Genomic DNA, 22448 nt, shown 5'->3' with positions numbered 1-22448 from the left:
TGGCCTGAGTTTGCGACTGGCCTTATGGGCAGACGTCGTGAATTCTTGGATTACCGGACAGTCATCCGGCGCGGTGTAGTTTTACTACAAATGCTTTCGCATTTCATGCTTTTGCACCTATGGGGTAGTAGTAAAACTACACAAATGCGACGGTTTGTCGCATCCCGGGTTGTGAGGATAAACGTTCATGTTGGTTGGTGGCGTGTCGCGATCAGGTGGTTCTTGATGCTTTTTGCCAATTTTTCTGCTTTATCGGCTATTTCCAACTTTTGTATGACAGTCCAACCGTGGTCGGGCCTCCTTTTGAGCGCCCGCGCCCCTCACTTTCACGCCGATCAAGGATAGACCATGCGCCTGCCTTTGCCGCTCGATCTGCCCGCCGCACTCCAACCGCTGGTCGCCCGCAACCAACAGTTCCTGCGCGATGCCCTGGCCAACCATCCCGAGCTCCAGCTGGATAGCTGGAGTGCCGAGCATCGACAGCAGTTCGACCAGGTGGCCGCGGCCAGCGACTTCGTCCTGGCCCAGGCCCAGCGCGAGCCGGCCATGCTGTTCGAGTTGCTGGGCAGTGGCCTGATGGGCCGCCCGTTCGCGCCGGGCGAGTTGCGTGGGCAGGTCAATGCCGCCGCCCAGGCTGCGCAAACCGAGGACGAACTGGCGCGCAACCTGCGCCGCGAACGCAACCGCCAGCAATTGCGCATCATCTGGCGCGACATCACCCGCCAGGCGGCGCTGGGGGAAACCTGCCGTGATCTATCCGACCTGGCCGACGCCGCCATCGACGAAGCTTATCTGTGGCTGTACCCGCGCCACTGCCAGCAGTTCGGCACGCCCATCGGCAACCGCAGTGGCGAGCCGCAGCATATGGTGGTGCTGGGCATGGGCAAGCTGGGTGCGGTGGAGCTCAACCTGTCGTCCGACATCGACCTGATCTTCGCCTTCCCCGAGGGCGGCGAGACCGAGGGCGTAAAACGCTCCCTGGACAACCAGGAGTTCTTCACCCGCCTGGGCCAGCGCCTGATCAAGGCGCTCGACCCAGTCACCGTCGATGGCTTCGTGTTCCGCGTCGACATGCGCCTGCGCCCATATGGTTCGGCCGGGGCGCTGGTGCTCAGCTTCAATGCCCTGGAACAGTACTACCAGGACCAGGGCCGCGACTGGGAACGCTACGCGATGATCAAGGCGCGCGTGGTAGCCGGCGACCAGACCGCAGGCGCCCAGTTGCAGGAAATGTTGCGGCCGTTCGTCTACCGCCGCTACCTGGACTTCTCCGCCATCGAGGCGCTGCGCACCATGAAGCAGCTGATCCAGCAGGAGGTGCGGCGCAAGGGCATGGCCGAGAACATCAAGCTGGGCGCCGGTGGCATTCGCGAAGTGGAGTTCATTGCCCAGGCCTTCCAGCTGATCCATGGTGGGCGCGACCTGAGCCTGCAGCAACGGCCACTGCTCAAGGTGCTGGCGACGCTCGAAGGGCAGGGCTACCTGCCGCTGGCGGTGGTCGCCGAGCTGCGCGAGGGCTACGAGTTCCTGCGTTACACCGAGCACGCCATCCAGGCCATTGCCGACCGCCAGACGCAGATGCTGCCGGACGATGAAACCGACCGCGAGCGCGTCGCCTATATGCTCGGCTACGCTGACTGGGCCAGCTTCCATGAGCAACTGATGCACTGGCGTGGCCGCGTCGACTGGCATTTCCGCCAGGTGATCGCCGACCCTGACGAAGACGACGCCGAGGGCGAGCTGGTGGTTGGCGGCGAGTGGTCGCCGCTCTGGGAGCAGGCTCAAGATGAAGAGGCTGCCTGCCGTCAATTGGAAGAGGCAGGTTTCAAGCAGCCCGCCGAGGCGTTGCGGCGCCTGACCGCGTTGCGCGCCAGCCCGTCGTTGCGTTCGATGCAACGCATCGGCCGTGAACGTCTGGATGCCTTTATTCCACGTTTGCTGGCCCAGACGGTGGAGCATGACAACCCTGACCTGGTGCTGGAGCGCGTGCTGCCGCTGGTCGAGGCGGTGGCGCGGCGCTCTGCCTATCTTGTGCTGCTGACGGAAAACCCGGGCGCGCTGCGCCGTTTGCTGACCCTGTGCGCGGCCAGCCCGTGGATCGCCGAGCAGATCGCCCGCTACCCGCTGCTGCTCGACGAGTTGCTCAACGAAGGCCGGCTGTTCAGCCCACCGCTGGCGCCGGAACTGGCCGCCGAACTGCGTGAACGCCTCACGCGCATCCCTGAGGACGACCTGGAACAGCAGATGGAGGCCCTGCGCCACTTCAAGCTGGCCCATAGCCTGCGGGTGGCGGCCTCGGAGATCACCGGCAACCTGCCGCTGATGAAGGTGAGCGACTACCTCACCTGGCTCGCCGAGGCCATTCTCGACCAGGTGCTGGCCCTGGCCTGGCGCCAGACGGCGGCCCGTCATGGCCAGCCCAAACGCAGCGACGGCAGCCTTTGCGACCCGGGATTCATCATCGTCGGTTATGGCAAAGTCGGTGGCCTCGAACTGGGCCATGGCTCGGACCTGGACCTGGTGTTCATCCACGATGGCGACCCGAACGCCGAGACCGACGGGGCAAAACCCATCGACGGCGCGCAGTTCTTCACTCGCCTGGGCCAGCGCATCATCCACCTGCTGACCACCCAGACCAACTCCGGCCAGCTCTACGACGTGGACATGCGCCTGCGCCCCTCCGGCGCCTCGGGGCTGCTGGTCAGTTCGTTGGGCGCTTTCGAGCGCTACCAGCAGAACGAAGCCTGGACCTGGGAACACCAGGCCCTGGTGCGGGCACGGGTGCTGGTGGGCTGCCCACAGGTGGCGACGGCGTTCGAGGGGGTGCGTGCCAAGGTGCTGGGCCAGGCCCGCGACCTGGCCACACTACGCACCGAAGTCAGTGAAATGCGCGCCAAGATGCGCGACAACCTCGGCACCAAGGCAACTGCCGCCGGTACCGCGGCCAATGCCTTCGACGCCGGTGTGGCGTTCGATATCAAGCAGGATGCCGGCGGTATCGTCGATATCGAATTTATGGTGCAATACGCCGCTTTGGCCTGGTCCCACGACCACCCGGCCTTGCTGCGCTGGACCGACAACATCCGCATCCTCGAAGAGCTCGAGCAGGCCGGGTTGATGCCCGCCGCTGATGCCGTGCTGCTACGCGAGGTGTACAAGGCGTTCCGCTCGGCCTCGCACCGCCAGGCCCTGCAGAAGCAGGCCGGGGTGATCGATGCGGCGCAGTTCGTCAATGAGCGCCGCGAGGTGCGGCGGATCTGGGGGCAGTTGGGTTTGAGCTGATATAGCGGTGGCTTTTTCGCGGGCAAGCCCGCTCCCACAGGCAGCCCACAGCTCTCAAGGGCTGCCTGTGGGAGCGGGCTTGCCCGCGAATGGGCCCTGATGAACAGCATTTGAGCCTCGGTGGTACACTGTCCGCCACATAGCCTGAATATAAAGAGGGGAGGCCAGGTTTAACGCAGCCTGCAGCCTCCCCGAATGTTTCTGGATAACGCATGAGAATACTGATCATTGGCCCCAGCTGGGTCGGCGACATGGTGATGGCGCAGACCCTGTTCCAGTGCCTCAAACAGCAGCACCCCGATTGTGTGATCGACGTGCTGGCCCCCGAGTGGAGCCGGCCGATCCTCGAGCGCATGCCCGAGGTGCGCCAGGCCTTGAGCTTCCCGCTCGGCCACGGCGCGCTGGAGCTGGCCACGCGCCGGCGCATCGGCAAGTCGCTGGCCGGCCAGTACGACCAGGCGATCCTGCTGCCCAACTCGCTCAAGTCGGCGCTGGTGCCGTACTTCGCCGGTATCCCCAAGCGTACCGGCTGGCGCGGCGAAATGCGCTACCTGCTGCTCAACGACGTGCGCAAGCTGGACAAGGCGCGCTACCCGCTGATGATCGAGCGCTTCATGGCCCTGGCCTACGCGTCGGGCGTCGAGCTGCCCAAGCCCTACCCACGTCCATCCTTGCAGATCGAGGCCCAGAGCCGCGACGCGGCCCTGGCCAAGTTCAAGCTGGAGCGGGACCGCCCGGTGCTCGCCTTGTGCCCCGGCGCCGAGTTCGGCGAAGCCAAGCGCTGGCCGGCCGAGCACTACGCGCAAGTGGCCGACGCGATGATCCGCCAGGGCTGGCAGGTGTGGCTGTTCGGTTCGAAGAACGACCATGCCGTGGGCGAACAGATTCGCGACCGTCTGATCCCGGGCTTGCGGGAAGAGTCGTACAACCTGGCCGGTGAAACCTCGCTGGCCGAAGCCATCGACTTGATGTCCTGCGCCAACGCCGTGGTCTCCAACGACTCCGGGTTGATGCATGTGGCCGCCGCGCTGAATCGCCCGCTGGTGGCGGTGTACGGCTCCACTTCGCCCGGCTTTACCCCGCCATTGGCTGACCAGGTCGAGATCGTGCGCACCGGCGTCGAATGCAGCCCGTGCTTCGACCGCACCTGCCGCTTCGGCCACTACAACTGCTTGCGCCTGCTGGAACCAGAAAAGGTCATCGCCGCCTTACATAGCCTGGGCGGGCCGAACCTGATCGATACCGTGGCCGAGGTCGACTGAGTGCGGGTCCTGATCATCAAGACGTCGTCGCTGGGCGATGTCATCCATACCCTTCCAGCGTTGACCGACGCGGCCCACGCCATCCCCGGCATCCGTTTCGACTGGGTGGTGGAAGAAGGCTTCGCCGAGATTCCGAGCTGGCACCCGGCGGTCGACCGGGTGATCCCGGTGGCGATCCGCCGCTGGCGCAAGAACATCTGGCAGACGCTCAAGAGCGGCGAGTGGAAGGCGTTCAAGCAGCGCCTGCGCGAGCACAAGTACGACCTGGTGATCGATGCCCAGGGCCTGGTCAAGTCGGCCTGGCTGACCCGCTACGTCAAGGCGCCGGTGGCCGGCCTGGACCGTTATTCGGCCCGCGAGGGCTGGGCCAGCCGCTTCTACGACCGGCGCCTGTCGGTCGCCGTCGGCCAGCACGCCGTGGAGCGTGTGCGCCAACTGTTCGCCCTGGCCCTGGCCTATGACCTGCCCGAAGGGCTGGGTGACTACGGCCTTGACCTCAACCGCCTGCAACTGCCGCCCGCCGCGCCGTATGTGGTGTTCCTGCACGGCACCACCTGGGCCACCAAGCATTGGCCGGAAGCCTACTGGCGCGAGCTGGCCGAGCGCATGGGCCGGCGCAAGCTGCAGGTGATGCTGCCCTGGGGCAACCCGGCGGAGAAAGCCCGTGCCGAGCGCATCGCCCAGGGCTTGAACAACTGCCAGGTGCTCCCCAAGTTGAACCTGGTGGGCGTCGCCCGCGTGCTGGCGGCGGCCAAGGCCTGCGTGGCCGTGGACACCGGCCTCGGCCATTTGGCCGCGGCGCTGGATGTGCCGACCATTTCGCTGTTCGGCCCTACCAACCCTGGTTTGACGGGCGCCTACGGACGCGCCCAGATCCACCAGGCGAGCAACTTCCCCTGCGCACCATGCCTGCAGAAGAAGTGCACCTACAAACCGAGCGCCGAGGACCTGCGTCGGTTCGATCTCAAACGCGAGTGGCCGTTGTGCTTCACTCGCCTGAATCCCGAGCATGTGGCGGGCCGCTTGAGCGCGCTGCTGCTGGCTGAGGATGTTCGTTGATGCAACTGGCTTTTGTGCTCTACAAGTATTTCCCCTTCGGCGGGCTGCAGCGCGACTTCATGCGCATCGCCCTCGAGTGCCAGAAGCGGGGCCACCAGATTCGTGTGTACACGTTGATCTGGGAAGGTGACATTCCGCCGGGCTTCGAGGTGCTGGTGGCGCCGGTGAAGGCGCTGTTCAACCATCGCCGCAACGAGAAGCTCAGCGCCTGGATGGAGGCGGACCTGAAAAAGCGTCCGGTCGACCGTCTGGTCGGTTTCAACAAGATGCCCGGGCTCGACGTCTACTACGCTGCCGACGGCTGCTTCGAGGACAAGGCCCAGACCCTGCGCGGTGGCTTGTACCGCCGCTGGGGCCGCTACCGCCATTTCGCCGAGTACGAGCGGGCGGTGTTCGCCAAGGATGCCCGCACCGAGATCCTGATGATCTCCGAGGTGCAGCAGCCGCTGTTCATCAAGCACTACGGCACCCCGGAGGCGCGTTTCCACCTGCTGCCACCGGGCATCTCCCAGGACCGTCGTCGCCCGGCCGGCGCCGATGCCATCCGCGCCGAGTTTCGCAAGGAGTTCGGCCTGGCCGACGATGAGTTGCTGCTGGTGCAGATCGGTTCGGGCTTCAAGACCAAGGGCGTCGACCGCAGCCTCAAAGCCTTGGCGGCGCTGCCATCGAGCCTGCGCAAGCGCACGAAACTGATGGTCATCGGCCAGGACGACCCCAAGCTGTTCCAGGTGCAGAGCACCGCGCTTGGCCTGGGCGACCAGGTGCAATTCCTCAAGGGGCGCAGCGACATCCCGCGCTTCCTGCTGGGCGCCGACGTGCTGATCCACCCCGCGTACAACGAGAACACCGGCACCGTGTTGCTGGAGGCGCTGGTCGCCGGCCTGCCGGTGCTGGTGTCGAAGGTGTGCGGCTACGCCCACTACATTGCCGAGGCCGACAGCGGCCTGGTGCTCGATGAACCGTTCGAGCAGGAGCAGCTCAACCGTTACCTGCAACGCATGCTCGAAGATGGCCAGCAGCGTGCCGCCTGGTCGCGCAATGGCGTGGCCTTCGCCGACAGCGCCGACCTGTACAGCATGCCGCAGCACGCAGCCGACGTGATTCTCCAGGAGCCTGCATGAAGCTGATACTGGCAGAGCCGTTCAAGCGCCTGTGGGCCGGCCGAGATGCGTTCGAAGCCGTCGAACAGTTGCAGGGCGAGGTGTACCGCGAGCTGGAAGGTCGCCGCACCCTGCGCACCGAGGTCGATGGCGCGGGTTTCTTCGTCAAGATCCACCGGGGCATCGGCTGGGGTGAGATCTTCAAGAACCTGTTCAGCGCCAAGCTGCCGGTGCTGGGCGCCGGCCAGGAGTGGCGGGCGATCCAGCGGTTGCATGAGGCAGGCGTACCGACCATGACCGCCGTGGCTTATGGCGAGCGCGGCAGCAACCCGGCCACCCAGCACTCGTTCATCGTCACCGAGGAGCTGGCGCCAACCGTCAGCCTGGAAGACTTCAGCATCGATTGGGTGAAGCAGTCGCCAGAGCCGCGCCTGAAGCGGGCGCTGATCGCCGAGGTGGCGAAGATGACCGGCGGCATGCACCGCGCCGGGGTCAACCACCGCGATTGCTACATCTGCCACTTCCTGTTGCACACCGACCGCCCGGTGACGCCGGAAGACTTCAAACTGTCGGTGATCGACCTGCACCGCGCCCAGACCCGGGCGAAGATTACCCGTCGCTGGCGCGACAAGGACCTGGCCGCCCTGTACTTCTCGGCACTGGACATCGGCCTCACCCGCCGTGACAAGCTGCGCTTCCTGCGTGGCTACTTCCAGCGTCCGCTGCGCCAGGTGCTCAAGGAGGAGGCCGCACTGCTCGCCTGGCTCGAACGCAAGGCGCAGAAACTCTACGATCGCAAGCAACGCTATGGGGACGCACTCTGATGGCGGGTTGGACACTGGCGCCGGGCTACAAGCACCTGGCGGCGGACTTCGGCAGTCTCGACGCGGTGTTCGCCCTGCAGGGCGAGCGCCTGACCCGCGACCCGCTCAGCGAGGTCATCCGCATCGAGCGTGACGGGGTCAACTACTACGTCAAGCGCTACACCGGCGCCGGCAAGCACATGCGCCGCTATCTTGGCCGGCCACGGATCAAGGCCGAATGGCAGAACCTCAAGCAGTTCAAGAAGTGGGGCATTCCCACCGCCGAAGTGGTCGCCTGGGGGCTGGAGCGCAATGGCCTGGCTTTCGGTCGCGGGGCGATGATCACCCGTGAGCTGCCGCGCACCGAAGACCTTTCGGCCCTGGCCGAGCGCGACGACCCGCGCCTGCGCGATCGCGCCTGGGTCGAGCACCTCAGCCGCCAGCTGGCACGGCATACCCGGGTGATGCATGATCACCATTTCGCCCACAACGACCTGAAGTGGCGCAACCTGCTGGTGGACGACGAGGGCACGCTGTTCTTCATCGACTGCCCCACCGGCGATTTCTGGCGCGGCTTCATGCTGCGCCACCGGCTGATCAAGGACCTGGCGTGCCTGGACAAGGTCGCCAAATACCACCTGTCGGCGACCCAGCGCCTGCGTTTCTACCTGCAGTACCGCAGGCATGATCGCCTCAATGCCCGTGACAAGCGGCGCATTCGCCAGGTGGTGGGCTTTTTCGAGGGAAGGGAATGACCGATTACCTGGCCAGTGCCGACCAGGCACTGCTCAAGCGCCATGGCCTGGGCGATTTCGAGGCGCTCTGGGCGCTGCAGCTCGAAGCCGTGGACGAACCCAACACCGGCCGCGGCGGCTGGAGCAGCGTGTTCCGCCTGGAGCTGGAGGGCAAGGGCTACTACCTCAAGCGCCAGAGCGACTACCTCACTCGCACTTTGCACCGCCCTTTCGGCGAACCGACCTTCGCCCGCGAGTTTCGCAATATCAGCCGCTACCAGAAGCTGGGTATCCCGGCGCTGCAGGCGGTGTTCTACGGCGAGCGCAAGCAGGATGGGCAGCACCGCGCCATCCTCATGACCCGTGCCCTGGACGAATGGCGCGACCTGGACAGCCTGCTGGCTGAATGGCCGCAGCTGACGGCCGCCCAGCGCCAGCCAATCCTTCAGGCCTGCGGTGAGCTGGCGCGCACCCTGCACGCGGCGGGGCAGGTGCATGGCTGCTTCTACCCCAAACACATTTTCCTGCGCGAGCGCCGCGAAGGCTGGCAGGCACAGCTCATCGACCTGGAGAAGACCCGCCCGCTGCTGCTCGGCATGCGAGACCGGCTCAAGGATCTTGAGCCCCTGTTGCGCCGCGCCGGTGCCTGGAGCGAGGCAGACGTGCGCACGCTGCTCGGCGCCTACCTGGCCCTGCCGGCGGACAGCGCGCAGGTCGATACTTGGCTGCAGCGCTTGATGCAACGCCGTCGTCACAAAGAGGCCCGCTGATGCGATTGTCCGAACTCAAGGACGCCGGGCGCACCCCGACGTTGCCCCTGACCGTCACCCTCGCCGATGCCGCGGGCGTGGCCGACCTGCAGCTGCTCAGCCTGTTGCGCGTGCTGCCGGGCCAGCGCTATGTCGGCGCCGGGATCTGGCGTGGCACCAAGGTGCTGGCCAAGTTGCTGGTCGGCGGCAATGCCGCCCGCCATTTCCAGCGCGAGCTCGATGGCGCCCGCTTGCTGGCCGACCAGGGCCTGACGACGCCACGCCTGCTGGCCGATGGCTTGAAGGAAGGCGAGGGCGGCTGGTTGCTGTTCGAATTCCTGGAAAACGCCGAGAGCCTGGGCGACGCCTGGGCCGAAGTGGAGCACTTGCCGATGCTCGCCGACGAGCAGCATCTGGTGCTCGGCGAGGCATTGACCGCCGTGGCGCAAATGCACGCCAAGGGTCTGTGGCAGCAAGACCTGCATCTGGATAACCTGCTGCGCCAGGGTGGCCGGCTGTACTTGATCGATGGCGCCGGCATCAAGGCCGAGACGCCCGGGCAGCAGCTATCACGCCAGCGCGTACTGGAAAACCTCGGGGTGCTGTTCGCTCAATTGCCGAAACGCCTGGAACCCTTCATCGAAGAGGCGCTGGTGCATTACCTGTTGGCCAACGCCGAGCATGCGTTGCCGCTGGAAGCCTTGCTCAAGCAGGTGGACAAGGTGCGCACCTGGCGGCTCAAGGATTACCTGGACAAGGCCGGGCGTGAATGCACGCTGTTCAGCGTCCAGCGCACGCTATCGGGCCTTCGGGCGGTGCGCCGTGGCGAGGTGCAGGCGATGCTGCCGGTGTTGGAGCAGGCCGACACACTGATCGATCAGGGCCACCTGTACAAGACCGGTGGTGCCGCCAGCGTGGCGCGTATCGACGTGAATGACCGCACCCTGGTGCTCAAACGCTACAACATCAAGAACACCGCCCACTGGTTCAAGCGTTTCTGGCGCCCGAGCCGGGCCTGGCACTCGTGGATCGAAGGGCATCGCCTGGAGTTCCTCGGCATCGCCACCCCACGCCCGTTGGCGGTGCTGGAGCAGCGGGTGATGGGCTTGCGCAGCCGCGCCTACCTGGTAACCGAATACGCCGATGGCCCGGACCTGAGCGCCTGTTTCGCACCCTTCGTCGACAGTGGCGAGGCGCCTGACGAGCAAGTCGAGGCATTGGTGCGGCTGATGCAGCAGCTTATCCGCGAGCGCATCAGCCATGGTGATTTCAAGGGCCACAATCTGTTCTGGGACAACGGCCACTGGTCGCTGATTGATCTGGACGCCATGTGCCAACACGCCACTCAGCTCAGCTTCGCCCCCGCCTATGCCCGTGATCGGGCGCGGCTGCTACGCAACTGGCCAAGTGGCAGTGCCCTGTATCAGCGGCTGGACCGGTTGTTGCCCAGGCTGGGCGAGTAGTCTGCAGGTAGCGTCAGCCAGTCGCTGCCGCGGCCGGTCTGGCGAACTCGGATACGCCATTCACCGTCCTGGCGGCGCAGCACCGCCCAGACGGGCACTTCGCCCGCCAGTGTGTCGGGCAAGGTCAGGTGATAGTGCCCTGGCAGCAGGTGGTGGCGTACTGGCAACTGTTGATTGTTCAGCTGCAGGTACAGCGTGCTGCCGTGACTGAACAGGTGTTCTGCCTCTTCAACGGCAATGCCCGGTAGAGGCGTTGTGAGCCGACATTGCTCAAGCAGTTGCGTGATGTCTGGCAAGCCGTCATGCCACAGCACGGAGGAGTCCACTACCCAACTCCCATCCTGTCTACGCTTGATCGGCAGTTTCAGGTAGGCATGCGGCTGGTCGGGGTCGGTGGCTCGCCATCGTGAGCCGTCAAAATTGACATTGTAATAGCGGCCCAGGTTGTCCCTCACGAAGTATTGGGTCAGCCCAGGGTCGGCCGACAGTTGTTCGTAAACGGCCTCGCCATGGGCCGCGTCGATGCGATAACGCAGCCTGGCGGGGTCGGGTGCGGTTTCGTAGTGTTTGGGCAGTGGCACCGGTGGCGGTTTGGGTAACCCGCGCAAGGTGCGGCGCATGAGGCTGGACCCAGCCATTTCGTTGAGCCCGGCAGAGGCGTGGCCGAGGGCGGCCACGGCATGATGCAAGGCATTGGCATGGTCATCCTGATCGAAGGCTTCGAAACCGTCCCATATGGAGATTGCCATACGGCCAAATGCCAGGGAGATCAGTGCCCGTTGCGGCAGTATGAAGGTGACGATATCCAGCACCAGCCTGAGCACATTGACCGAGAATTCACCCAGCAACTCTTGATTGCTGCGGCTAACGGTATCGCTGTGGGCCATCAGGCTTTTGACTTCTGCGCGGTAGAGCGCCTGGTACAGGTCGCCGGTAATCGCCTGGCGCGCGACCAGCGCGCCCAGTCGGCCTTTGCGCAAGCGTGCCTTGAGTGTTTTCCCGCTGGGCAGCGGTAATCGCTGGGCCAGGTAATCTTGCAGGCCTGGGTCACTGCGCACAGCCCTGATCAGCGCTTTGGTGTCGTTGTACTCACGCCAGTAGCGCCGGTCCGGAACGTCGGGGCAGTAGACGACGATCCGCTTCGAATTCCCTGGCGAGACGAGCAGCAGCACGCCCATCAGCGTGTCGCCCTGCACGAGCAGTTGCTGGGCTATCACCTGCTGCCCGTCATATTGAGGGCGAACATGGCTGTCGGGCGTGCTGATGACGGTGCTGGCCCAGCCGTACCCCTGTGTGTCGGTGTCGGCGAGAAAATGGCCGGCGTAACGTGCTTTCACCGCTTCGGCGTTCATGCGTGTGCGCAGGATCTGCGCATACGCCGCTTGGCGCCAGCGGCCCTCTGGCGAGTCGAGCAGTTGCGTGCGCAAATATGCCTGATAGCCACTGCCGGCGTTCAGGCGCCGCACGATCTGCTTTACCCGTAGCGGTGTGAGCGCCGGCAGCGGCCGATCACCGTGAAGGTAGACACGCGCCGTCAGCCAGTAGTCCACATCGAACCAGGCGATGTTCAGCAAGGCCAGTTCGTCTAGCCGGTAGGTGTGTTGCACCAACTCTATGGTGGCGCTTGCATGGGGGCGGCTGGCTGCAGGTATGTAGCCGGTGCTACCCGATGGAATTGGGTTCACGATAGGGCCTATCTGGCGAGCGAGGGTGACGTTGATAGAAATATCGCGGGGGTCACAGTCCAGGCCTGGGTCGCGTTGCAGGTACTCGCGCAGGCGCAGGTTTACCCAGTTCAGCAGGCTATGCCGCTGGGTGAATTGCTCTAGGGTGAGGATGCCCGGTGCGCTGGCTGCCTCGATGGCCATCACTTGTTCCTGCATGGCTTGCATGATGTGTGCGACGCCTTGGCGTGATGTGGTGCGCAGCCAGTTGGGCAGGTGCTTCTCAAGCAGAAGGCCGTAGCGGTTGGCAAGTGGGCCACGGCTGCCGACGGCCTTGCGTATGTCGAGTGCCGTGGCCAGCGCCTCGTCCAGTTGCTTGATATCTCGCTGCTTGCCTTGTTTCCATGCCAGTTGCCAGGCATGGCTCAAGTGTTTGGCCTGGCTATCACGCAGGGTCGAGGCGAAGTAATCGGCCAAGTCCTCCGCATACCAGTCATAACGTAAACGTTCCGAGCGACGAGCACTTTGCTGGTCGTCAGGATCGATCATGAGCTTGAGCAGGTGCTGGCTCTGCTGCGGGTCTTCCAGGCGCTCGCATACCTCCTTGTGGAGATCGGCCAGGCTGTCGAAGGCTTCGATTCCGTGGGCGACACTGCACAACAGCGCTCGGCCGACGGGTTCATGGTGTTCAAGCATATGCCCTTCAGCCCCCTGTTCAGTGAGGACCAGGAAACCTGGCACATGGCTGCGCCAGTTGGGCGCAGTGCTGGTCAGCAGCAGGCGGTAGACCTGGGGGCGTGCGGTGATTGGCAAGTGCCGGCGCTGCCAAGGTTGTGGGAATTCCAGGCAGGTCCTGAGCAGTTGGGCATGCGCGGCAGACAGGGTCTTGTCGGTGCTGCGCAAGCGAATTTCCGCATCCAGCTGGTCGCGGTACAGCACTGCCAGGCTAACGGTGCGGGTCAGTCCTTTACTGGAGCGCTCCAGCCAGTACGCTGCCAGGCGCGCTTGCAACTCCTGGCGAATGGTTTTGCAGAAACTGTCGATGCGGCTGCTGAAATCAGGCGGCAGGATAAGTGCCGGGTAGTCGGCTTGCTTTGCCTGGCTTGCGGCGGGCAAGCGAAAAGTACCGCCGTCGAACAGATGGAAACCCACCAGTTGCAACAATTGATGCGTGCCGAAAAACACTGTGCTCGCACTGATGGTAAGGCCCGGGAACAGTTGAGCAAGCGTCAGGTTCAGGCTGTGTTCGACGCCGTGAATGGGGGGGAGCAGTGCGTCAAGCCGGTTATCCAGCGTTTGAAAATGCGGCAGGGTAGTCATGGTCCGGCTCCTGTTGTGAGGGCGGACCATGCTGCGCCAAGGCATCAGGGCAGCGGTGTTAGCCGGCTACCTCAGTGGCGCCACAGGCCGCGTATCGAGAACCACGCAGGTAGCCCAAGGCCGAGCCAGGACAGCCCATCCCACCAGCCATCGCCCAGCAAGGCGGCGAACAGTCCCAGGGCCCCCAGCAAGGCGATCAGCACCGGCCAGGCGAAAAGGCGCGCAGTGGATTGCGACTTGTGGCTCATGCACGCGCCTCCCTGGGTTTGCGTTGCTTGCCCCACCACAGGTACAGGCCGCTGCCCAGCACGATGATGGTCAGCACATCGAGCACCGCCCAGAGGATCTGCATGGGGCGCCCGCCGTAGTCACCGAAGTGCAAGGGCGACGACAGGCTCATGGCGTCCATGTACCACGGCCGCTCGCCAACGGCGGTGACCTCGAGGGTACGCGCGTCGATCAGCACCGGCGTGAGCAGGTGCGAGGTCAGGTGGGTGTTGCCTTTCATGAACACCGCATAGTGGTGTTCGCTGGAAAAGCGCGTGCCGGGGAAGGCGATGAAGTCCGGGCGCATGCCCGGCGCAGCCTCGGCGGCGATGTCCAGCAGGCGGCTGGCCGGGGCGCGCTCGGTGAGCGTTGGCGCGTCGCGGTAGGGGGCGACCATGGCGGCCAGGCTGTCGTTGCGCCAGGCGGCGATCACCAGATCGGACAGCGCGCTGATCACCCCGGTGACACCGACCACCAGGGCCCAGGTCAGGGTGACCACGCCGATCAGGTTGTGCAGGTCGAGCCAGCGCAGGCGTCGGGACTTGTCGTGGCGCACCGTGGCGAAATCCAGACGGCGCATGAACGGCGCATAGAGCACGGTGCCGGAAATGATCGCAACGACGAACAATACCCCCATGAAAGCCAGCAACAGCTTGCCGGGCAACCCGGCGAGCATGTCCACATGCAGGCGTAGCATGAGCATGATGAAGCCGCCGTTGGCGGCCGGCATGGCCACGGCCTCGCCGGTGCGCGCATCGAGCATGAAGGTGTGCGACAGGTCGGGCTCGGTGCCGGCGGTGGCGGCCATGATCGCCACCACGCCGTTGCGCTCGTCATCCTCGTAGCCGAAATACTGCATCGCCTCGCCCGGGCGGTGCTGCTCGGCCTTGAGCACCAGTTGCTGCAGGTCGAGGTGCGGGGTGTCGGCGGGCATCTCGCGCAGTTCTGGCGCCTCGCCGAGCAGGTGCTCCAGTTCGTGGTGGAAGATCAGCGGCAGGCCGGTGACGGCCAGCAACAGCAGGAACAGCGTGCACACCAGGCTGCTCCAGGTGTGGATCGCTGACCAGCGGCGGATGGTTTGGCTTTTCATCACGGTTCCTTACGCAATCGCGGGGCAAGCCCCGGTCACTCAGAACTTGTAGGAAGCACTGGCGACGACGCTGCGTTGGTCGCCGTAGTAGCAGTAGTACCCGTCGCAGGTGGAGAGGTAGTCCTTGTTCAGCAGGTTGGTGGCGTTGATCGCCACCGAGGCGCCCTTGAGGCTGTTGTCCAGGCGGCCCAGGTCGTAGTGCACGGCCGCGTCGAACACGGTGTAGGCGTTGGTCTTGCCCAGCCAGGTGTTCTCCTGGTTGCCATAGGTGTTGCCGGTGTAGCGCGCGCCCAGGCCGATCCCGAAACCGTCGAGCACGCCGCTGTGCCAGGTGTAGTCGGCCCACAGCGAGGCTTGCTGGTTCGGCATCAGTTGCAGGCGGTTGCCCTTGTACTGGCCGTCCTGTACTTCGGACTTGGCCAGTGTGTAGGCGGCAACCACCTTCAGGTTTTCGGTCACATCGGAAACGGCTTCAAGCTCCAGGCCACGCACCTTCACTTCACCGGTCTGGCTGGTGACGCTCACACCGCCCTCGATATTGCTGACTTGGATGTTCTTCTGGGTGAGGTCATACACGGCGGCGGAAAGCAGGGTATTGGAGCCCGGTGGCTGGTACTTGATACCCAGCTCCCATTGCTTGCCTTCGGTTGGCTTGAATGTCTTCAGCGGGTCCGCGTCCGCGCTGCTGGCGGGCTGGAAGGACTCGGCATAGGACAGGTAGGGCACGAACCCGGAATCGAAGACGTAGCTGATCGCGGCGTTGCCGCTGAACTTGCTGTCACGCTGGGTGTTGGTGGCATCGCCCTTGTTGAAGAACTTGGTGCCGGTGTGGACCCAGTCCTCACGACCGCCAAGGGTCAGGCGCCACTTGTCGAGGGCCATCTGGTCCTGGACGTAGAGGCCGGTCTGGACGGTCTTCTGGTTGTAGTCGTAGTAGGCCGAGGAGCGGTCCGGGCGGGTGATCGGCAGGCCATACACCGGATTGACGGCATTGGTGGGCGGTACGTTGAAACCGTAGATCGACAGGAAGTCGTGGTTGGTGCGCTGGTGATCCAGGCCGATCAGCACGGTATGGCTGATGGCGCCGGTGGCGAAGTCGGCCTGGAAGTTGTTGTCGACCGCGAACTGGCCGATGTTTTCATCGACGTTGGTGGACATGCGGTTGACGGTGCCATCGTCCTGCACTGGCCCATCGGGGGTGTAGTAGCTGCCGGGGGTGATGTTCTGGAACGACAGCTCTGTCTTTGTATAGCGCAGGTTCTGACGGAACTGCCAGACATCGTTGAAACGGTGTTCGAACGCGTAGCCCAAGGCGTAGTAGGTGCGATCGTAGAACTCGTAGTCCGGGTCGCCGAGGTTCTTGTGGTGGGAGATCTTGCCGAACGGCATGTCGATCTTGGTGCCCTGGATCGGGCGGAACTGGCTGGTGGCCCCGGTATCGTCGCGGGTGAACTGGGTGAGGAAGGTCAGCGAGGTGTCTTCGTCGATATTCCAGGTCAGGCTGGGGGCGATGTTGTAGCGTTTGTCGTCGATATGGTCGATCTGGGTACCACCGTCGCGCACCACGCCGCTGACGCTGTAGAGGAACTGGCCCTGGTCGTCGATCTTGCCGGTGCTGGCGAAGTTGATCTGGCGATGGTTGTCGCTGCCGTACTGCAGTTCGATTTCATGGGCGCTTTCGGCCTGCGGGCGACGGCTGACCATGTCCAGCAAGCCGCCTGGCGGGGTCTGGCCATAGATCGAGGAGGCCGGGCCGCGCAGTAATGCAAGGCGGTCCAGGTTCCAGGTCTCGGCCTTCGGGTTGGCGTAGATGCCGCGCGGCAGCGGCAGGCCATCGAGGAACTGGGTCGGCTCGAAGCCGCGCACGCGCATCCAGTCGTAGCGGGTGTCGCTGCCAAAGCTGGCGGAGACGATCCCTGGCATGTAGCGCACGGCATCATCGAGGCTGTGCACGCCGCGATCGCTCATCTGCTGACGAGTGGCGACGGAGATGGAGCGCGGCACTTCGACCAGCGCGGTGTCGGTCTTGGTGCCTGCGGCGGTGCGCTTGGCGACGTAACCGTCTACCGGGCCCCAGGCGCTTTCGCTGTCGCTGGCGGCGTTCACGCTGGTTTCCGGCAGCACCAGGCTGTCATCCGGCGCTGCAACCAGGCTGTAGGTCCCGGCGCCACTTTGCTGAAGTTGCAGGCCGGTGCCGCGCAAGGCTGCCTGCAGGGCGCCGACACCGTTGTACTCGCCGTTGACCGGCGCCGAGGCGCGGCCGCTGGCCAGCGCCGGGTCCAGGGCCAGGGCGATGCCGGCCTGGCTGGCGATCTGGTTCAGGGTGCTGGCCAGCGGCGCGCTGGGCAGGTTGTAGGCACGCATGGCGGACTGCTCGGCGGCGAACAGGGCGGGGCTGGCCAACGGCGCGGCCAGGCCGATGGCCAGGGCCATCAGGCTGGGGCGAAGCAAAGCATCAACGGCACGGGACATGCAGCGGCTCCTCGACGAAATAGTGCTGATTGCTTCCTTGCCGAGCGAGAGTGGGAAAGTGACAGGGGCTTTTGAACTAAATTTTTTGGGGGCAGTCCAGGTGGGCGCTAGTCGTCATTTGGCGGTGACGGTCACCCACCACGGCGTGTGTCGTTCGATCTTCACCGGCAACGCCGGCTGCAGCGACGCCAGGGCCAGGTCGGTGTCGGTCAGCGGGAAGCTGCCGCTCACGCGCAGGTCGGCGACCTCGTCGGCCACGCCCAGGTGGCCGCTGCGGTACTGCCCGAGGGTGGCCACCAGGTCGGCCAGGCGCACGTTGTCGACCACCAGCATGCCGCGGGTCCAGGCGTCGCTGCCGACGGTCATGGGGTCGACGCGGCCAAGGCCATCGGCGCTCATCAATACCTGCTGGCCTTCGCGCAGGACCTGTTCGTCGCCACTGTTCCGCGGTTTGGCGGCCACCGAGGCTTGCAGCACCTCCAGTCGCGTGCCACCCGCTTCGCGCTTGACCAGGAAGCGCGTGCCCAGCGGGCGCAGGCGCCCATCCTCGGTACGCACCAGCAGTGGACGGCTGTCAGCGTGGCCAGTTTCCACGGAGATTTCGCCTTGGTGCAGCACGATCAGCCGCTGCTCGCCGTGGAAGTCGATATCCACCGCGGTGTGGGTGTTCAGGCTGAGCAAGGTGCCATCTTCAAGGCGCAGGGTGCGCACTTCGCCGGTGGCGGTGCGCTGGTCGGCCAGCCAGTAGCCCGGTGCGAGGGTAGGGACCCCGGCCCAGGCCAGCAAGCCGCCAAGCACCAGCATCCCGGCCAGGCCCACACTCAGCCCGCCGAGCCGCTGGCGCAGGCCGGCGCGTGATTGCAGCAAGGTGTGGCGTACCGGGCCGGCGGCGGCGCTGACGCGATGGTCGAGGGCGCCCAGTTGCTGCCAGGCGCGGGCGTGCTCCTCATCGGCGGCATGCCAGCGTATGAACTCGCTGCGTTCGTCCGGGGTACCGCTGTCTTCGTCCAGGCAAAGCTTCCAGGCAATGGCCGCTTCCAGCACCTTGCCGGATACCGGGGCAGCGTTCATGTCGGTTCCCCGTACAGGGCGATATAGCACTGACGCAGGCCTTGAGCGATGTACTGGCGCACACGCGACACCGAAACACCCAGGTGCTGGGCGATTTCGGCATGGCCCAGGCCGTCCAGGCGGTTGTACAGGAAGGCGGCGCGAGCCTTGCTCGACAGTTTGCCGAGCAGGTGGTCGATGGCCTTGAGGTCTTCGAGGATCAAGTGTTGCAGTTCCGGGGAGGGGTGCTCAGTCTCCGGTAGCAGGGCAAGCTCCGCAAGGTAGGCCTGTTCCAGGGCCGCGCGGCGGAAATGATCGAACAGCAGGCCTTTGGCGACGGCCACCAGGAACGCCCGGGGTTCGCGAGGGGCGTCCAGGCGTTCGCGGCCGAGCAGGCGCACGAAGGTGTCCTGGCTCAGGTCCTCGGCGCGCTGACGGCAGGCGGTGCTGCGCTGAAGCCAGGCCAGCAGCCAGCCGCGATGGTCGCGGTACAGCGCCCCGACCAGATCGGCATGTGGACTCTGCGCAGACGTCAAGAAGCGTCCCCCGGGAAAGAATGCGTTAACTAACGATAATTATTCGCGATTGTGGCAGAGGCGGGGGGCGCGGCGCAATTGACGCTTATCGGGTTGCCATCACGTTGTGGGTTGTCGGTGCCGGCCTCTTCGCGGGTAAACCCGCTCCGACAAGGACCGCGCCAGCCTCAAGTCCAGGTTGTGGCCGCGAAGAGGCCAATGCAGGTCAGAAGCCGTGATTGTGCACCTTGCGCCGGCGCCACTGCTTGAGCCGCTGCTCCAGCTGCAACGGACTGTCCAGCTGCTGGCGGCGGGCCTGGCTGAACAGGATCAACGCCAGTTCCGCCGTCACCTGGGCATCTGCACTGGCATGGTGGCGGGCCTGCACTTCCAGGCCAAACCGAGCGATCCAGTCATCCAGGCCGGCTTCGCGCAGGACGGTGTCGGGGTTGAGCATCGGCGCCAGTTCCGCAACGTCGAGGAACACATGCTGCAGGCGCAGGCCCAAGCTGTCCTTCAAGGCTCGGGCCAGCATGCGCTGGTCGAACGGGGCATGGAAGGCCAGTACCGGGCTGTCGCCGATGAACGCCAGCAGGTCGAGCAACGCCTCGGCCGGGTCGCATCCCGCCGCCAGGGCACTGGGGCCGAGGCGGTGGATCAATACGCTGGCATTGGTCTTCTGGGTGGGGCGGTGCAGGGTACGCTCGAACGGGCGCCCCAGGTCGATGGCGCCATCCTCGATGGCCACCGCGCCGATCGACAGCACCTGGTCGCGGTTGAGGTTCAGGCCGCTGGTCTCCAGGTCCAGCACCACCCAGCGCTGTTCGCGCAACGAGCACACCGCCGGTGGCGCGGGCTTGGGCAACTGCGCCAGGCGCTGGCGCAGACGGTCGTCCAGTTCCGGCACTGCCGGGCGCAACCAGGCGAACAGGTTCACAGCTGGTACCGCAGGGCCAGGCTGCTTTGCAGGCGCTGGGCCTGGCGCAGGGATTCGCGCAGGATGCGCCGGTCCAGGTGGTTGAGGCTGTCCGGGTCGAGGCGGTTGGAATAAGGCAGGTTGTCGCGGCTCTGGCGCTGGTGCTGCTGCATGCGGGTCTGCTGGATGAAGTGGTACGCCTCTTCATAGGCGGCACCATCCAGCGGCGCGATGACGCCCTTGTCCACCAGCTGGCGCAGGCGCTCGAGGGTGTTGCAGGCACCGATGCCATTGGCCAGGGCCAGCAGCCGCGCACCATCGACGAACGGGGTCAGGCCTTGCACCTTGAGGTCGAGGGTCGCGGCCTTGTCGTCGCCCTGGCGGGTCAGCACGAACTCGCGCAGGCGCCCGACCGGTGGGCGCTGGCGCAGTGCGTTGTCGGCCAGCATGCGCTGGAAGATGCGGTTGTCCGCCACCTGCTCCAGCAGGCCCCGGCGCAGCTGTTCGCAGCCTTGGTCATCGCCCCAGACCACACGCAGGTCGAAATAGATGCTCGATCCCAGCAGGTTCTCGGGGCTGGCTTCGCGCACGAAACCGGCGAAGCGCCGTGCCCATTCGCTGCGCGACAGGCACAGCTCCGGGTTGCCGGCCATGACGTTGCCCTTGCACAGGGTGAAGCCGCACTGGGCGAGGTTGTGGTTGATCAATTGGGCCAGTGGCAGCAGTTTCGCGCGGATCGCATCGGCCTCGGCAGCGTCGCGCGCCTCGAACAGAATCCCGTTGTCCTGATCAGTGTGCAGGGTCTGTTCGCGGCGCCCTTCGCTGCCAAAGCACAGCCAGCTGAACGGCACACCCGGGTCGCCGCGCTCGGTAATGGCCAGTTCGATCACCCGGCACACGGTGTGGTCGTTGAGCAGGGTGATGATCTGGGTGATCTGGGTCGAGGAGGCGCCGTGGGCGAGCATCCGCTCGACCAGCTGGCCGATCTCGCCGCGCAGCGATACCAGGGTGTCCAGGCGTGGCGCATGGCGGATGGTCCGCGCCAGGTGCACCAGGTCGACACGTTGCAGCGAGAACAGGTCGCGCTCGGAGATCACCCCGCACAGGCGCTGGTTCTCCACCAGGCAGACATGGGCGATGTGCCGTTCGGTCATGGCCATGGCGGCGTCGAAGGCGCTGGCATGGGGGCTGAGCGAGAACGGCCGGGCGGTCATGTAGCGCTCGATCGGCGCGGTCAGCTCGGCACTGGCGTCCGCCACCACCTGGCGCAGGTCACGCAGGGTGAATATACCGGTGGGGTGGCGCTGTTCATCGACGATGACGATGCTGCCCACCTGCTGCTCGTGCATCAGCCGCACCGCTTCGCGCAGTGGCGTGCCTGCCGTGCAGACCACCGGGTGGCGCAGGGCCAGTTCGCCCAATGGCGTGTTCAGCGAATACTGGGTACCGAGGGTTTCCACAGCCCGTTGGCGCACCTGCTGGTTGACCTGGTCGAGCAGGCTGCTCACGCCACGCAGGGCGAAGTCGCGGAACGCCTCGGACATGGAGAACACGCGGATGAACGCGGCCTTGTTCAATTGCAGGCAGAATGTGTCCTCGCCGGCCAGGTGTTCGGTGCGGGTGGCCCGCTCGCCCAGCAGCGCGGCCAGCGGGAAGCACTCGCCGCTGGCAATCTCGAACGTGGTTTCGGTGCCTGGCCGGGTGACATGCTGGCGCTCGCCGACCACGCGCCCTTGCTTGACGATGTAGAAGTGCTCGACGGGGCCGTCGGCGGGCTTGATGATGCTTTCACCGCTTGCGTAGAAACGCAGCTGGCATTGTTCCACCAGGTAGGCCAGGTGGCTCTGCTCCATCTGATTGAACGGCGGGAAGCGCTGCAGGAACTGCAGGGTGCCCTGGATGTTCTGCAGCACTGCTGTCCTGCCTGCTTGGGTGTAGGCGTCCTTTTTGCTCATGGAACCAACCGCGTTAAAAATGTCTGCATGGAGAGGCGCAGACCTTGTTGTTCTAGGCCTCCATGGTCGGACGACGGCTCTGCGCTGCCCATTGGACGTAAGTCTATGAGGCACGAGGCGTGGTTCGCTGCTTGTCCTGGGTGTCAAATTGCCGACGAAAGGCAGTTTGCATACGCAGGCTTTGCAGTCTGAACTTGAATAACGGGGTTTTTTTGACGAGATGGCCATGGCTGAGCATGACGACATTCTGAGTGACGCCGAGCGTGAGGCGTTGGCCATGGTGACTGCCCCTCCCGCGCAGGAGCCGCTGGTGCTGGTGGTGGATGACAATCCGTTGAACAGCCAGGCGCTGAGCTTTTATCTGAAGGCCAAAGGCATTCAAAGCGTGACCGCCGATGGTGCCCAGGCGGCGTTGAGTTGGCTGAAGCGGGAACCACGGATCGGCCTGATGATCACTGACCTACGCATGGAGCCCAAGGATGGCCTTGAGTTGATCAGGTTGATTCGCGAGTCGGAGCGTGCGGCGCTGTCGATCATCGTGGTGTCCGGCGACACCGATGTGAAAGAAGCGGTAGATGTGATGCACCTGGGGGTGGTGGACTTCCTGCTCAAACCTGTGGACATGAACAGGTTGATGGAGCTGGTGAAAAAGGAACTGAAGATCGAGTAGGAGCGGCTTTAGCCGCGATCATCTGCGAAGCAGGTGCCAGGCACCGCGTTGCTCGTATCGCGGCTAAAGCCGCTCCT

General features: G+C 64.9%; 17 protein-coding genes. 9 read left to right on the top strand and 8 right to left on the bottom strand.

The window, feature by feature from the left end:
• Nucleotides 1-348 precede the first annotated feature (348 nt).
• The 8 genes from glnE (at nucleotide 349) to JYG34_RS24225 (ending at nucleotide 10452) form a co-directional block, all read left to right on the top strand.
• Complete coding sequence (gene glnE / locus JYG34_RS24260; protein ID WP_213658692.1) at nucleotides 349-3282, top strand: bifunctional [glutamate--ammonia ligase]-adenylyl-L-tyrosine phosphorylase/[glutamate--ammonia-ligase] adenylyltransferase; 2934 nt, start codon at nucleotides 349-351, stop codon at nucleotides 3280-3282.
• A gap of 212 nt (nucleotides 3283-3494) precedes the next feature.
• On the top strand, nucleotides 3495-4544 hold the full coding sequence (gene waaF, locus JYG34_RS24255) for a lipopolysaccharide heptosyltransferase II (protein WP_213658691.1): 1050 nt from the start codon (nucleotides 3495-3497) through the stop codon (nucleotides 4542-4544).
• Complete coding sequence (waaC, locus tag JYG34_RS24250) at nucleotides 4545-5603, top strand: lipopolysaccharide heptosyltransferase I (RefSeq protein ID WP_011536129.1); 1059 nt, start codon at nucleotides 4545-4547, stop codon at nucleotides 5601-5603.
• Complete coding sequence (locus tag JYG34_RS24245; protein ID WP_213658690.1) at nucleotides 5603-6724, top strand: glycosyltransferase family 4 protein; 1122 nt, start codon at nucleotides 5603-5605, stop codon at nucleotides 6722-6724. Before waaC ends, JYG34_RS24245 begins: the two co-directional genes overlap by 1 nt.
• A complete protein-coding gene (rfaP, locus tag JYG34_RS24240; protein ID WP_213658689.1) occupies nucleotides 6721-7527 on the top strand; it encodes a lipopolysaccharide core heptose(I) kinase RfaP in 807 nt (268 codons plus the stop codon). Before JYG34_RS24245 ends, rfaP begins: the two co-directional genes overlap by 4 nt.
• Nucleotides 7527-8261, top strand: a complete 735-nt coding sequence (locus JYG34_RS24235) for a lipopolysaccharide kinase InaA family protein (protein WP_213658688.1) — start codon at nucleotides 7527-7529, stop codon at nucleotides 8259-8261. The genes rfaP and JYG34_RS24235 overlap by 1 nt, the downstream gene beginning before the upstream one ends.
• The gene (locus JYG34_RS24230) at nucleotides 8258-9010 is read left to right on the top strand and encodes a lipopolysaccharide kinase InaA family protein (RefSeq protein WP_213658687.1); all 753 of its coding nucleotides are present in this window, start codon (nucleotides 8258-8260) and stop codon (nucleotides 9008-9010) included. The genes JYG34_RS24235 and JYG34_RS24230 overlap by 4 nt, the downstream gene beginning before the upstream one ends.
• A complete protein-coding gene (locus JYG34_RS24225; RefSeq protein ID WP_213658686.1) occupies nucleotides 9010-10452 on the top strand; it encodes a lipopolysaccharide kinase InaA family protein in 1443 nt (480 codons plus the stop codon). The genes JYG34_RS24230 and JYG34_RS24225 overlap by 1 nt, the downstream gene beginning before the upstream one ends.
• Here the strand turns inward: JYG34_RS24225 and JYG34_RS24220 are convergent.
• The 8 genes from JYG34_RS24220 to JYG34_RS24185 form a co-directional block, all read right to left on the bottom strand.
• Entirely contained in the window at nucleotides 10413-13436 is a 3024-nt protein-coding gene (locus tag JYG34_RS24220; RefSeq protein WP_213658685.1) for a dermonecrotic toxin domain-containing protein, read from the bottom strand. The two genes, JYG34_RS24225 and JYG34_RS24220, sit on opposite strands and share 40 nt — an antisense overlap.
• 71 nt (nucleotides 13437-13507) lie before the next feature.
• Complete coding sequence (locus JYG34_RS24215) at nucleotides 13508-13684, bottom strand: hypothetical protein (protein WP_213658684.1); 177 nt, start codon at nucleotides 13682-13684, stop codon at nucleotides 13508-13510.
• Nucleotides 13681-14793, bottom strand: a complete 1113-nt coding sequence (locus JYG34_RS24210; protein WP_213658683.1) for a PepSY-associated TM helix domain-containing protein — start codon at nucleotides 14791-14793, stop codon at nucleotides 13681-13683. The genes JYG34_RS24215 and JYG34_RS24210 overlap by 4 nt, the downstream gene beginning before the upstream one ends.
• Before the next feature lie 39 nt (nucleotides 14794-14832).
• Nucleotides 14833-17265 carry a TonB-dependent siderophore receptor gene (locus tag JYG34_RS24205; RefSeq protein ID WP_213658682.1) on the bottom strand — a complete coding sequence of 811 codons (2433 nt, stop codon included), beginning with the start codon at nucleotides 17263-17265 and terminating at the stop codon, nucleotides 14833-14835.
• 114 nt (nucleotides 17266-17379) lie between these two features.
• A complete protein-coding gene (locus JYG34_RS24200; RefSeq protein WP_213658681.1) occupies nucleotides 17380-18336 on the bottom strand; it encodes a FecR domain-containing protein in 957 nt (318 codons plus the stop codon).
• Nucleotides 18333-18851, bottom strand: a complete 519-nt coding sequence (locus JYG34_RS24195) for an RNA polymerase sigma factor (RefSeq protein WP_213658680.1) — start codon at nucleotides 18849-18851, stop codon at nucleotides 18333-18335. Before JYG34_RS24195 ends, JYG34_RS24200 begins: the two co-directional genes overlap by 4 nt.
• Before the next feature lie 205 nt (nucleotides 18852-19056).
• Nucleotides 19057-19767 (bottom strand): 3'-5' exonuclease, encoded by a 711-nt coding sequence (locus tag JYG34_RS24190; RefSeq protein WP_213658679.1) that lies wholly within the window; start codon nucleotides 19765-19767, stop codon nucleotides 19057-19059.
• On the bottom strand, nucleotides 19764-21701 hold the full coding sequence (locus JYG34_RS24185) for a DUF294 nucleotidyltransferase-like domain-containing protein (RefSeq protein ID WP_213658678.1): 1938 nt from the start codon (nucleotides 21699-21701) through the stop codon (nucleotides 19764-19766). The genes JYG34_RS24190 and JYG34_RS24185 overlap by 4 nt, the downstream gene beginning before the upstream one ends.
• 220 nt (nucleotides 21702-21921) lie before the next feature.
• Between JYG34_RS24185 and JYG34_RS24180 the strand changes: the two genes are divergently transcribed.
• Nucleotides 21922-22371: a response regulator gene (locus JYG34_RS24180; RefSeq protein ID WP_249746197.1), complete on the top strand. Its 450-nt coding sequence runs from the start codon at nucleotides 21922-21924 to the stop codon at nucleotides 22369-22371.
• Nucleotides 22372-22448 lie beyond the last annotated feature (77 nt).

Source organism: Pseudomonas entomophila, assembly GCF_018417595.1.
Classification (GTDB): Bacteria; Pseudomonadota; Gammaproteobacteria; order Pseudomonadales; family Pseudomonadaceae; genus Aquipseudomonas; species Aquipseudomonas entomophila_C.
Note: the sequence above shows the minus strand (reverse complement) of the source record. Positions and strands in the feature narration are given on the sequence as shown.

Bases quoted from the DNA above. Each gene is read 5' to 3' on its own strand.
- glnE (WP_213658692.1), top strand. From the start codon at position 349: ATGCGCCTGCCTTTGCCGCTCGATCTGCCCGCCGCACTCCAACCGCTG.
- waaF (WP_213658691.1), top strand. From the start codon at position 3,495: ATGAGAATACTGATCATTGGCCCCAGCTGGGTCGGCGACATGGTGATG.
- JYG34_RS24245 (WP_213658690.1), top strand. From the start codon at position 5,603: ATGCAACTGGCTTTTGTGCTCTACAAGTATTTCCCCTTCGGCGGGCTG.
- rfaP (WP_213658689.1), top strand. From the start codon at position 6,721: ATGAAGCTGATACTGGCAGAGCCGTTCAAGCGCCTGTGGGCCGGCCGA.
- JYG34_RS24235 (WP_213658688.1), top strand. From the start codon at position 7,527: ATGGCGGGTTGGACACTGGCGCCGGGCTACAAGCACCTGGCGGCGGAC.
- JYG34_RS24230 (WP_213658687.1), top strand. From the start codon at position 8,258: ATGACCGATTACCTGGCCAGTGCCGACCAGGCACTGCTCAAGCGCCAT.
- JYG34_RS24225 (WP_213658686.1), top strand. From the start codon at position 9,010: ATGCGATTGTCCGAACTCAAGGACGCCGGGCGCACCCCGACGTTGCCC.
- JYG34_RS24220 (WP_213658685.1), bottom strand. From the start codon at position 13,436: ATGACTACCCTGCCGCATTTTCAAACGCTGGATAACCGGCTTGACGCA.
- JYG34_RS24215 (WP_213658684.1), bottom strand. From the start codon at position 13,684: ATGAGCCACAAGTCGCAATCCACTGCGCGCCTTTTCGCCTGGCCGGTG.
- JYG34_RS24210 (WP_213658683.1), bottom strand. From the start codon at position 14,793: ATGAAAAGCCAAACCATCCGCCGCTGGTCAGCGATCCACACCTGGAGC.
- JYG34_RS24205 (WP_213658682.1), bottom strand. From the start codon at position 17,265: ATGTCCCGTGCCGTTGATGCTTTGCTTCGCCCCAGCCTGATGGCCCTG.
- JYG34_RS24200 (WP_213658681.1), bottom strand. From the start codon at position 18,336: ATGAACGCTGCCCCGGTATCCGGCAAGGTGCTGGAAGCGGCCATTGCC.
- JYG34_RS24185 (WP_213658678.1), bottom strand. From the start codon at position 21,701: ATGAGCAAAAAGGACGCCTACACCCAAGCAGGCAGGACAGCAGTGCTG.
- JYG34_RS24180 (WP_249746197.1), top strand. From the start codon at position 21,922: ATGGCCATGGCTGAGCATGACGACATTCTGAGTGACGCCGAGCGTGAG.